Raw genomic sequence first — 12,461 nt, 5'->3', positions numbered from 1 at the left:
GCCAACTATTCGTTCATTTTTCAATAAAAAGAGTTCCGACCCCGGTAATTGCTTCATCAGTAGCGACAACACTTTATGCATATCTTCGGGATGGCAATAACAGTCGAGATTTGAATAATATCCGAAATAAAACCTGTCTGTATCACACGATATATATGGCCTCTTGTGGGTCACTTTTATCATATGGGGGTGTCCACGCTTGATAGCACTTATTGAGGTGGTTTCTACATTTTTAAAACCAGTAAAGAAAAATGCCCCCAGAGCCATTCCGCCTGCACCAATCAGCGCTGCTGGGCCTAAAAAGGCCACCCCGACAATACAAACCACCACCCCAAACCAAGCCAGCCCACGCACTACCGCGTAAGCTGCATCCGGAATCGCGTCATGATAGGTGGTAACTAAACCCTCGGAGGTGAGCCGATAATGGTACTGTTTGTCTGCAAACCAGAGGTAACGAGCAGATAAGCACATAATTAAAGCCATGATGATTAACCCTATACCCAAGCTAGTATCGCCAGATAGCAAATAGCACCCTATAAGTGCTACGCAACCACACGGGATCAGGAAGGTTAACCAAAATAGACCATACACAGTCGCTACCTTAATATCCCACTCATAAAGCGTGGGCGCCTCGCGCACCCGCTGCTGACGCAGCTTGTAGAGCCGGTCTTGCTCCTCTTGGGGTAATTGCAGGTACTCACTTCGCGGCAGGTCTTCATACCGACTGTCGTCCAACAGTTGTGTCTCTTGCTCTGTCGACGCCAACTGCGGCGCAGCTCTCTTATTCATATAGCTATTCCTTTGCTGTACCCACGGACTGCACGGTCATCGTTAACCTACCCACACAGCTCGTACTTAATGTTTTCTCACCCTTGACGACCTTGCCGCTAAAAAGTCTGTTAGCATCTTGGTGGCAAAGCTGTCACTGATGGACACCGAGTCTCGCGCCAATAACAGGCGCGAGAAAAAACGTTAACTGGGCTGGGTATTGTCAGGGGTAAAATCTGCCAGTTGGGCAGGTTCGCCTGACTCAAATAACGCAAATGGTACGCCATCTAACACGCGCTCATTTTTAAATACACGGATTTCTGAATCAGGTAACTGCGTCATCAGCAATGACAAGATAGTGTGCATCTTATCCAATGGGCAATGAAGACGAATACTTGCTCGTAAGCCCATTGTTCGTACATCCGATTGGCAGGCAATAAATGGACGATTCCGCGTTACCTTAATCAAATGACGATGCCCATTTTTTATAGGGCTCTCATAAGTTGTCTCTATATTTTTAAAACCAGTAAAGAAAAATGCCCCCAGAGCCATTCCACCTACACCAACCAGCGCTGCTGGGCCTAAAAAGGCCACACCGACGATGCAAACCACTACCCCAAACCAAGCCAGCCCCCGCACTACCGCGTAGGCGGCATCCGGAATAACGTCATGATAGGTAGTAACTAAACCCTCGGTGGTGAGTCGATAATGGTACTGTTTGTCGGCCAACCAGAGGTAGCGGATAAATGGCGCAAAAATCAATGCCATGAAAAAAAAACCATACCATTGGTCAGACTCATACCAGTGTGCCACCAAGCCAATCAGCACCATTATACCGCAGGGAATAATGACAACGAGCCACCCCATGCTATACACGGTCGCTACCTTAATATCCCACTCATAGAGGGTCGGTGCCTCGCGTACCCGCTGCTGACGTAGCTTATTGAGCCGGTCTTGCTCCTCTTGGGGTAATTGCAGGTACTCACTGCGCGGCAGGTCTTCATACCGGCTGTCGTCCAACGGTTGTGTCTCTTGCTCTGTCGACGCCGACTGCGGCGACGCTGCTTTATTGTTCATCCTGTTACCTCTCGGTAGACTCTACTTGTAGCGTGGCCATCGCCAGGCAGTAAATCCAGTCATCCATTTTAAATCAGCAACATAATATGCTCTCGGCCTACCCTCAAGCGAATATTTACTGAAACAGTTTTAAGGAAAGTAATAAAAGTAGCTAGATGGCCAGTGAGGGAAGTGGAGACTGATTTTAAAGAGTATGTTCAAAACTCATCTGAGTTCTGCAAGGGCACGGCATACAAACCTCCATGTTTAATACCAATCCAAAACAAGAGTCGCCGTTAACAACTAGGTTATTGAGCTTGGTTGTATCTCGTTTCTGTTGATGAATAATTGACAGATATAATCATATAGTTAGAATGCCAAGCTGTTGAAACAGAACAGGTTGGCGTCAAATGAAACCTGATCTGGTTCCACATCACTAACGCTCTCAGTTGATCAAGTGAGTAGATCATACCGAAGCAATGCAGTTTTTCACATATAAACAATGGAGTGGTTATGCGTTGGTTGACTTGGTTGGTCGTGTGCTGTTCTCTCACGGGATGTGCAACGATAACGTCGAGGATGGGAGAAAATTCAACTTGGGGTCACTCTTTCTCAAGTGTGCAAACGGCTGTTGATAATGGCGAGGAGTGTATGATGATCTCCGCGTTAGCGGCCCCACCCTTACTGCTCTTTACCATCCCGCTGACACTCGTTGATATGAGCAGTGCGTTGATCATCGATACTGTTATGCTACCTGCAGATTTAGCGATCACGCCCAGCGATCCCAAGCTCCACACCCCGCGACCTATGGTCTGCCGCTATGACTATAAGATTTAAGCATGATCGCACCCAATAAATAACCTCAAGTTGCCTGTGTGACGGTGAGTTAACGCCGGCATACGGGAACGACCATGTCGCGGTTTGCCTCCCAGAGTGTTGTGCCTTGTTAGTTGTAATTACGTGGTACAACCTAGCCTAGCAAGCCATTTTAAATCATTTAAGTTAGCGATTTGCTTTAATCACATCAAGTAACAACTTGATATCAGCCATATTGTTATAAATATGCGGAGAAATCCGGATCCCCATACTGCGGGCGTCGACACTAATATTCGCGTTCGCCAATGCCGTCATCATTTGATGCTGCTGTTTACCAAACTGCAGAATAAGCGTGCCGCTGCGCTTTTCAGTATCCCGCGGCGACACAAACTCATGGTCGAGCTCTTGCGCCACAGCATCAATCAATTGCTGATTGTATTTACGCAGCAACGGAGTACCTAAACCAGCAAGATAATGAATGCTATGGGTGGCAATGGCATAAGGCGCGATTGATGGTGTCCCTCCCCAAAAGCGCAGTGCGGAATGCTGGTAACGAAAATCATGGATATCAAATTCGAACGGATTCTCGTGGCTAAACCAACCAACATCCTTAGGCTGACAACTATCCAATATGGCGGGATTAACCCAAAGATAGGCAGCACCAGGGCCGCCGCAGAGCCATTTCACACTCGAACCGATTAAAAAATCGGGTTGTAGGCGCGCGAGATCCAGCGGAATAATCCCCGCCGATTGCGCTACATCCACTAAGCTCAAACAGCCTCGCTCACGGGCTATGGTGAAAATATTGGCTAATGGCGCCTGCTGCCCCGTATTCGAGTAAGCATGGCTGACAAACACCAGATCCACATCGCGGCTGATATGCGCATCCCACACATTAGGGTCGGTGATATCGAGCCCTTTAGGAATAAAACGTACTTCGCAACTGGCAGGCAGCGCTTTTTTAAGGGCAAAACCCATGCTGGGGAAATCAATCTCACTCATTAACACAACGGCGTGTTCGCGGTTCAATCTGTCGAGGGACATGACAATTTTAGTCAGCGCACTGGAAAGATTGACCTGAGGGCAAAAATCCTTTTGGTGGCCGTTAAATAGTTTAGATAAAGCAAAGGTAAAATCATCAATCACACCCAGCCACTGGCCCCAAGGTTCACGCCCCGACTCCTGCCAAGGCGCAAAAAAGGCTTCTTTAAAGACCTGCTCGGTCGATTTTAATGGCCGGCCAACGGAATGGTTTAATAGATATCCTGGACCTGCTAGGTAAAAGTCCTTTTTAAAATCTTCAAACATAGTGTTATCTCAAACTCTCTTTTAGTTTTTTAATATCACAATAACGCGTCCGAATATCGCTGCGTTGAGCGGCGGCGCGTCTGTCTCTGAGTCGCTCCAATGAGCCGAGTAGCACATGCAGTGGCGGACCACTGGCGGTAACTTTAGCTAAATGCTGCTGCTCCATACTTGTCGAAGGCTCAGCAATATATTTAGTCACTAACTCATTATGGTGCTGAATCGCAGTCTCGCCATGTAATTCGCAGACTTCGATAAAGAGTCGCAAGTTTTCTTGATACCAATCTTGGGTTGAGCAGTCTTTTGCCTGCAGGAAGTCATCCATCAAATTCGGCCGACGCATGCACTCGCGCAATATCTGTTGATCCTCCGGCATCATGTATAAAAACTTGTCCACCAGCATTTGCGAGTAGGAAGCTTCATTGGCGAAACAAAGACCTAGCGTTAAATCGATGACATTAATCCCCGCAAAATCCCCTGCATTGGCACCGCGATAGATGACTGAGCCCACCCGATAAGGCTTGTAGTAAGGGCGAACACAGTAAAAGAAACGGTCAGTATCTAATCGATTAAATAATTGGGTATTTGACTCAATCACATCTTGCAATGCCTGTTTAGCGACTCGCAGTAAATCGTGACTGATGGGATGGGAAATGCCCAAAGGCTGGATCTTCAATAGGGCATCGGCGGCGCGTTTATAGGCCAAAATGCCTTTAGTATTGTAATCCACAAACAGCTTTTCGGCGCTCAGATCGGTAAAGCGCTTATAAATGCCATTGTGGGCACGATTGTGAGTAGTTAAATGTGCGGTGGCAAAGCGCGGCGTGACGCCTATTGAAGCGCCAATATGCATGGCGAGCGCAGAAGCCTCAGCTAATGGCGATGTCGTTTCCCGCGAGGGCTCGGTAATTTCATGGCGCCGACAGGCCGCCATATACAAGCCCACATTGCCGAGTAAATCGAAGGCACTGTCGAAACCTTCATCAGTATTCCCCTCATCGAGCAAGGTCTTAATCAACTCTCGCCCTTCGCTCTCCAGCGCCAACTTAGCTTCTGCGCCGATATCGAGCACATTGGCCCGATCTGTTTGTTGGTAGTAAAGCTGTTCTAGCTCGGAATTGAGTTCCACAAAGCGGCTGCGGATCCAATCATCAAAGGCTTCGGTATTAAAGGTGGCTGGTTTCACGGGCTTATCCTTGAGTATTGTTATCGTTCTTTTAAACGGAGTGAGCTCAAAGCGTTAGCCCAATCCGTAAAACTCGTAACCAGAATGCAACTTATCGCCACGTGTTTCTAGCGTTAGGTCAAATTTCCGAAAAAACTAATGCCATTTTTTATTTACACCATGCGCCAGCGCAATTTTTCAAACACTTTTACTCCGCAGAATGTTCCTGAAGACACTCATCACTCAACTAATAGCTAAGCGGTAAGTTCCGCAGAGGTAAATCGGATGATTTTAATGGAATTTATAGTAGTGCTTAGCTGCCTACTGCTAGGTACCCGCTACGGCGGCATGGGACTCGGCCTCATCAGCGGTATTGGCTTATTTTTACTGATTTTTGTTTTCGGTTTAGCGCCAGGACAACCGCCAGTACAAGTTATGCTAACCATACTTGCAGTCATTGGCTGTGCAGCCGTATTGCAAACCGCGGGTGGATTAGATGTGATGATGCAGTATGCCGAGCGCTTACTGCGCCGTCATCCACAATACATCACGATTCTAGCGCCATTGACCACGTGGACGCTGACCTTCCTTTGCGGTACTGGCCATGTGGTTTACACCATGTTCCCGATTATTTCCGATATCGCGCTGAAGAAAAATATTCGCCCAGAGCGCCCAATGGCGGTGGCATCTGTCGCTTCACAAATGGCGATTTGCGCTTCGCCCGTGTCGGTAGCGGTAGTGTCTATGGTGTCGATTCTGGCATCACAACAGGGTGTCGGCCGCGCTTACAATCTGCTCGAAATTTTAATGGTGTCAGTGCCAGCATCGCTTTGCGGTGTCATGGCCGCTGCACTTTGGAGTCTGCGTCGTGGTAAAGATTTAGATAAAGATGAAGAATTTCAAGAACGCATTAAAGATCCAGTCCAAAGAGCCTTTATCTATGACAAGAGCGAAACCCTGTTAAATCAAAAATATCCGAAGGAAGCTTACTGGGCAACGGGGATTTTCTTCACCGCTATCGCTGCTGTGGTACTGTTAGGTTCATTTAGTGAATTACGTCCCGCCTTTGACGTTAAAGGTAAGTCGACCTTGCTCTCGATGAACTTAGTGATCCAGATGATGATGTTAATTGCAGGTGCATTTATCCTGATGACCTGTAAAGTCAAACCGACTAACATCTCTAACGGTCCCGTTTTTAAAGCGGGCATGGTGGCAATTTTCTCAGTATTTGGTGTGGCTTGGATGAGTGATACTTTCTTCATCAGCCATATGGATGTACTTCAAGAAAACCTGTCCCATGTAGTACAAAGCCAGCCTTGGACCTATGCCTTAGTGCTGTTTCTCATCTCTAAGCTTGTTAATAGCCAAGCGGCAGCACTCACTGCAATCGCACCTATGGGACTCGCCTTAGGGGTCGATCCAAAACTCTTAATCGCCTTCCTACCTGCAAGCTACGGTTATTTCGTGCTACCAACCTATCCAAGTGATCTGGCCTGTATCGGCTTTGACCGTTCAGGTACGACTAAAATAGGTAAGTTCATTATTAACCACAGCTTTATCATTCCAGGCTTTATCGGTGTAGCGACAGCATCGGCTGTCGGTTATCTACTCGCAACCGCTTTACTCTAACCGCCACAAATAACAAAGGCCGCTGATGCGGCCTTTGTTTTAGATAACCTTAAATCACACAAAAGTATTAACCTGTGCCAATATAAAACCCATACCCTAGACGCCCATATTCTTCAGAACATAAAATACGCAGCCCGAAAGTGAGATAAATATCTTACTCAACAACTCTTTTTAGCTTGCCGTACTAAAGATGATTAGACGCTTATCCATTCTATTAGCATTTTTCACGATACTGATGGGGCTCGTATACTGTGCCTACAGTCTGATAACTCGGATTAACTTTAATTCCCACCATCAAGTAGGAGAAGTCATCGACACTCTAAACGGGGTTAATATCTATTATAACGGAGGAGTTAATACCCATTCAGGACGCAACCTATCTATAGATGGTTATAACTTAGGTATTCAATATCAATGTGTTGAATTTGTTAAGCGCTACTTTTACCAACGCTACCAGCATAAAATGCCTGATGCTTTAGGCCATGCTAGAGACTTTTTTGATAACAAGTTAAGCGATGGCATGTGGAATGAAAAACGCGCTATGCAGCAATACACTAATGCGAGTCAGACCAAACCTATGCAGGATGATCTACTCGTGTTTTCTCCATGGATATTTAACCCCTATGGTCACGTTGCGATCATTGCCTCAGTTACCGATAGCAGTATTGAAATTGCCCAGCAAAATCCCGGCCCCTTTGGCCCATCACGCGAACGGTTGGCATTAATCCAACAAAACGGCCTCTGGTATATTGATGCGCCTCGAGTAAAAGGTTGGTTAAGATGGCAGGCCCCGGAAATCACAGCATCCCCGATAGCAAAATCCGCAAATACGCCATTCACCAGTAAGGTTCACTGAGAAATAACAATAATGTCAGTATTAACTTGGATTAAACAACGCCTTGCGCGTAATAGTGATAGCCTCAAGCAATCTAGGCCACAAACTGAGTTACACACTGTTTTTCATCAAACCCAGATGCCCAATATCAGCTTGCCAATCATACAAACCTATCCACTCGTTGTACCTATGGACAGAGCAGATATTTTTGCTTATCAATTGCATTGCTTGCTGACTTACCAAGGGAAAGAGGCCTTAAACACTTTACTTAGCCAGGCAGGCTTTAACACATTGCCCGAGCAAACGGTCAACTTTAACGGTTTTATCGAACATCCAACCCAAGCGACCTGCGTATTGCTGAACCAATATGACGATTTTGCGGGTGTGTGCATAACCTTAGTGACCAATGACAAACCCTTGCTAGAAGCATTAATCAGATTCAAATCCGCCCCGCCCAATCCATGGGAAAGCTTTCCCAATATCGATCCCGATACTCTCGGCAGTCTTCAAGGTAATATCGACTTTTGGTGCAGCTATTTTTGGCGCCCCTATTGGCTATCACTCTCAGAAGCCGAGCACTTGCAATATCCTGAAAGTTGGCGGGAATTTAGCGAGTTTCATTAAAACTTAAGGTACGCAAACACTTAATGCAGGATAAAAAATGAAATTGAAATATGTTAGATTAGCACTGACGTTACTGCTACTTGGTGGTTATCTGATCCCTGAGTCACCCGCGATCCCAGTAAAAGGTGCCAGCAGTAAAGATTGGAACAGCCAAACCTTTTGGTATGAACCTTGGGGTCCATCGGGCGTTCACAAGGGGATAGATATTTTCGCCGCCAAAAACACCGCAGTGATTGCGCCAACGCCTATGCTGATCTTGTATCGAGGTGACTTCTTCAAAGGAGGAAATGTAGTGGTTGGTTTAGGTCCTAAATGGCAAATTCATTACTTTGCCCATTTAGCACAAATTGAATCAGCCACAGGATTGATTGCCTACCAAGGTGACACTTTGGGCACTGTCGGCGATACGGGCAATGCACAAGGTAAACCGCCCCATTTGCACTATTCCATTTTGAGCTTATTACCTAAACCTTGGCTGATGGATACTTCAACCCAAGGTTATAAAAAGGCCTTTTATCAAAACCCTATCGAGTATTTAACTGCACTATAGGCTTAACAACTTACTTTAATCAGCTTATTGGCAGTGCAATATCAAGCTGAGGTTCTGCGGTTTTTGATGGGGTCTCATGCTCAACAGCCGCAGCTAATGCTTCTCTCTCTGCCTTCGCAATATATTTAGGTTTATTGCTAGATTGCAGTTTGGCATTGGCCTTTTTTGCCTTGCTCTTCAAGGTTTGATTAATCTTCTTTTTACGGTTCATCAGAGTACCAATGCGAGATACGGTATAAAGGGGCGCGATTATAGCCTTCCATCAACGCGCCAGACAATCGAAAGCACTAAAGCAAACGCGTGATCCAATCAAATAATCAAACCTGCGACTAAAACATAGGTCTCCTAAATCAAAGACAAATGCCAAAAAAGGTAATGCCTTACCGACATGAACTCGCACTATATGCATGGCCTTTACAGTAAAACCTCTCGATACCGAGTGCTGTGTCGCAATTTATTCATACTGTCGTCAAATCATGCAATTTCCTGTATGGCGTGACTAGACAAGCTGTAATTCCTCCCCTAAAATCGCGAATAATAAAAATCGTTATCATTTGTAATACAATTTAATGGAATATTAACCTATGCCAAGGGAGCCGGTGTAACAAACTCATTCGCCCTTAGCAGGAAGTTATATGACATTCAAAACCTCGTTTGTTGCTTTAGCCGTATTGGCAGCGTTAACCCAATCCGCTGCGGCCCAAGATGCCACCGACAACAGTCCAAACAACAAAAATAAAGACATAGAAAAAATCACTGTCACCGCAAGTCGAATGGATAAATCTCCCAGCTCGATCCCCAATACTGTCACTATCATCGACCGTGCCCAATTAGAAGAACAGTTCCGCACCACTAAAGATTTATCGACTATTATCGGTAACTTAGCGCCTAGCTTTTCACCGAGCCGCCAGAAGATGAGTAACACAGGTGAAACCCTGCGTGGTCGTCCGCCATTGATTATGATCGACGGCGTGCCTCAATCGAACCCACTTCGCAGTGGTGGTAGAGAGGGACAAACTATAGATCCTGCCATGATTGAACGCATCGAAATCATTCACGGCGCCAATGCAATGCACGGTCTCGGTGCCCAAGGCGGCATCATCAACTACATCACTAAAAAGCCAACAGGCGACAGCGAACAGGTTGCTAGTTTCGATGTCACAGTGCCTGATTCAATGAAATCCAATGGCTTAAGCTTTGGTGCTAGCTATGCGTTTTCTGGCGAGTCAGAATTTATCGACATGATAGGTTCGGTTAGCTACCGCAATAATGGCGTCTATTACGATGCCAATCATAACGTAGTGGGTGTCGACACGACTCAAGGCGAGTCGATGGATAGTCAGAGTAAAGACTTCTTCATCAAGCTTGGCCATAACTTCGATGAGTCTCGCCTTGAATTAATGGTTAACCATTACAATGCAGACAACAATGGTGATTGGATGCCCGTTGCAGGTGACAAGCCCAATGGTGTCCCCACAGGTGCAGTTAAAGAAACTCAGCCATGGGAAGCCGCCAACAACCAAGTGACCACCACAAGTTTGACTTACACCCACGCCAATATTGGTGGCCAGCAACTTAGCCTGCAACTCTTTAATCAAGATTTTAAAGCGGTTTATGGCGGTGGCTGTTTCGATAGCTTCTACGATCCATCCTTCGAAGGCAGCGACCAAGTCATCCAATGCGGTGTCGGCAGTAAAGGTGAAAGCTTGTACTACGAGCAATCGCGTAACTCTTCGGTTAAATGGGGCTTAAAAAGCGCCTTAATCGCTAAGGATATTGCTGGTTCAGGAATTGATGCGGCCTACGGTGTCGACCTTTTCCGCGACACCACTGAGCAAGATTTAGTAAAAACAGGCTTTTCATGGGTTCCCGAAAGTACCTATGACAACGTTGCGCCATACTTGCAGTTAGATTATGACTTAATTGAAAATTTAACCTTATCGACCGGTGTTCGTTACGAACATGCCGAGTTAAGTGTCGATGACTACAAAACCCTATGGGGTGCAGGCAATAAGCAAATTGCGGGCGGTTCAGCCACCTTCGATGAAACCTTATTTAACGTCGGTATCTCTTATAAAATCACTCCTGACATTCGCGTTTATACCAGCTATAACCAAGGTTTTGGCATGCCGGATATCGGCCGAATTCTGCGTGATGGTAAAAGCTTCCCCGGCGACAATCCCAGCATAGATGGCTCACTGGCGCTCACACCGATCGTCACAGATAACGTTGAAGTCGGCGCCGATTACCAAGGTAAATACTTAAGCGCTAAGCTAGCTTACTATCGTTCCGCCACTGATTTTGGCTCACGTTTGGCCTTAAATAGTGATGGTTTCTACGACGTGAAGCGCGAAAAGAGTGTGATCGATGGTATTGAAGCCAATGTCACCGCCTACATTACCAGCAATGATGATCTCGGCATGAATATCGCCTTCCAGCAGGGCGAATACGATTCAAATGGTGATAGCCAAGTCGATACCGATCTCGATGGTGCAAATATTTCGCCAAACCGTATCAACCTGTTCTGGACCCATAGCTTCGATAATGAAATGTCGACCCGCGTTCAAGCTAATTACTACATGGACCGCGATTTTAAAAACGCGGCGGGCAATAAGTATGCAGAGTTTGATGGTTACACGACAGTCGATGCTTCCTTCTCAATGCCGCTTTACACTGGCACCCTGAGCCTAGGTTTGCAAAATCTATTTAATAAGGATTATTTCAATTATTACTCACAAACCATGGGTACAAATGATCCACCATCTGTCGTGCCTCCTGCAGCGTTGCTGGCTTATGTGTTAAAAACTCCTGCTTCAATATGCCATTTACTCGCTCTGCTAACGCATTTTGATAGCAGTCATATCCGTCTGTCATTGAGCATGTCACACCATGATGAGTGTGAACCGCTTGATAAGCGTTTGAGCAGTATTGTATTCCTCGGTCTGAGTGGTGTATCAGCGGTTTACCTTTGTCTTGCCGCTGCCTCAGTGCCTGTTTGTACGCTGTTAGCACACCATCTGTTTTGAGATTATCATCAACATGATAGCCCACGATTTTTCGTGAMCAGGCATCGGTCACCAGGCTTCAGTAGGCTTCATTATCTTGCAGTGGCAGATAGGTAATATCAGCCACCCAGACTTGTTCTGAGCGAGTGATGTCCACTTGTTGCTYACTGGGCTTAAGCAAGTTGGGATGACACCTAAATCGATGATGACTGTGAGTCGTTTTATGGTACGCCCGTTTAGGCGCGACCAACAAACGATGCGCTCTGAGGCTGCTAAATAACCGGTCTCGCCCAATCACTATTTGATGCGATTTATTCAGTAAATACTGTAACTTGCGTGTACCTATTCGAGGTTGAAACAAGCGTTCATATTGCACCGTTTGCAATACATGTTGCTCCCTCTGCTCTGATATTTTTTGCCGCTGACATTGCTGATAATACGCCTGACGGCTAATCCCGAGGTAGCGGCAGCATTGGGTGACGCGATACCCTATGGCCGTTTTTTCTTGGAGCGTTTCGCGCGTGGCTTTTTTACGACAGAAATCCCGTAGTCAGTGCTAAGTTTTTCGACAATGGCTTCGAAGAACGCGGCTTTCATGCGGGTATCCTCAAGTTCGGCTTCGAGTGCTTTTATCTTTTGTTCAGGGGTCAGTGTGGTGGGCTCAGTCATCAACTGTCCTCGCATTGATGTAGACGGTGTCCCTTGGGA

10 protein-coding genes and 2 pseudogenes are annotated in these 12,461 nt (G+C 46.3%); 6 read left to right on the top strand and 6 right to left on the bottom strand.

What is annotated here, in order from left to right; all coding sequences use genetic code 11:
- Positions 1-789, bottom strand: a 789-nt coding sequence (locus L5M11_RS23140) for a hypothetical protein (protein WP_263186858.1), incomplete at its 3' end; no start/stop codon positions are given.
- Positions 790-972: 183 nt separating this feature from the next.
- Positions 973-1,845, bottom strand: coding sequence for a hypothetical protein (locus L5M11_RS23135; protein ID WP_173242713.1), 873 nt, complete (start codon positions 1,843-1,845; stop codon positions 973-975).
- A gap of 492 nt (positions 1,846-2,337) precedes the next feature.
- Here L5M11_RS23135 and L5M11_RS23130 point away from each other — a divergent pair, with 492 nt between their 5' ends.
- Positions 2,338-2,661 (top strand): YceK/YidQ family lipoprotein, encoded by a 324-nt coding sequence (locus tag L5M11_RS23130; protein ID WP_173242710.1) that lies wholly within the window; start codon positions 2,338-2,340, stop codon positions 2,659-2,661.
- A gap of 165 nt (positions 2,662-2,826) precedes the next feature.
- Here the strand turns inward: L5M11_RS23130 and L5M11_RS23125 are convergent, their stop codons facing one another.
- Positions 2,827-3,948, bottom strand: coding sequence for an aminotransferase class V-fold PLP-dependent enzyme (locus L5M11_RS23125; protein WP_113941336.1), 1,122 nt, complete (start codon positions 3,946-3,948; stop codon positions 2,827-2,829).
- Positions 3,949-3,952: 4 nt separating this feature from the next.
- Complete coding sequence (locus L5M11_RS23120; protein WP_105251111.1) at positions 3,953-5,131, bottom strand: PrnB family protein; 1,179 nt, start codon at positions 5,129-5,131, stop codon at positions 3,953-3,955.
- 264 nt (positions 5,132-5,395) lie between these two features.
- Here L5M11_RS23120 and L5M11_RS23115 point away from each other — a divergent pair, with 264 nt between their 5' ends.
- From L5M11_RS23115 to L5M11_RS23100, 4 genes are all read left to right on the top strand, one after another.
- Positions 5,396-6,739, top strand: a complete 1,344-nt coding sequence (locus L5M11_RS23115; RefSeq protein ID WP_105251110.1) for an anaerobic C4-dicarboxylate transporter — start codon at positions 5,396-5,398, stop codon at positions 6,737-6,739.
- Positions 6,740-6,974: 235 nt separating this feature from the next.
- Complete coding sequence (locus L5M11_RS23110; RefSeq protein ID WP_411569294.1) at positions 6,975-7,595, top strand: CHAP domain-containing protein; 621 nt, start codon at positions 6,975-6,977, stop codon at positions 7,593-7,595.
- Positions 7,596-7,607: 12 nt separating this feature from the next.
- Positions 7,608-8,198 carry a hypothetical protein gene (locus L5M11_RS23105; protein ID WP_263193378.1) on the top strand — a complete coding sequence of 197 codons (591 nt, stop codon included), beginning with the start codon at positions 7,608-7,610 and terminating at the stop codon, positions 8,196-8,198.
- 37 nt (positions 8,199-8,235) lie between these two features.
- Positions 8,236-8,748: a M23 family metallopeptidase gene (locus L5M11_RS23100; protein WP_263193376.1), complete on the top strand. Its 513-nt coding sequence runs from the start codon at positions 8,236-8,238 to the stop codon at positions 8,746-8,748.
- Positions 8,749-8,767: 19 nt separating this feature from the next.
- Here L5M11_RS23100 and L5M11_RS23095 read toward each other — a convergent pair whose 3' ends face one another.
- Entirely contained in the window at positions 8,768-8,959 is a 192-nt protein-coding gene (locus tag L5M11_RS23095; RefSeq protein WP_113941341.1) for a DUF2986 domain-containing protein, read from the bottom strand.
- Positions 8,960-9,383: 424 nt separating this feature from the next.
- On the opposite strand from L5M11_RS23095, the pseudogene L5M11_RS23090 reads away from it, so the two are divergent.
- Positions 9,384-11,504: pseudogene (locus L5M11_RS23090) on the top strand (TonB-dependent receptor); the annotation flags it as partial.
- Between the two features lies 1 nt (position 11,505).
- Here the strand turns inward: L5M11_RS23090 and L5M11_RS23085 are convergent.
- Positions 11,506-12,461 (bottom strand): annotated as a pseudogene (locus tag L5M11_RS23085) (IS3 family transposase); the annotation flags it as partial.

Origin of the sequence: Shewanella sp. SM87 (genome assembly GCF_025653705.1) — a bacterium.
GTDB lineage: Bacteria > Pseudomonadota > Gammaproteobacteria > Enterobacterales > Shewanellaceae > Shewanella > Shewanella oncorhynchi.
The sequence above is the reverse complement of the archived record's forward strand: the minus strand, read 5'-3'. Positions and strand labels throughout refer to the sequence as shown.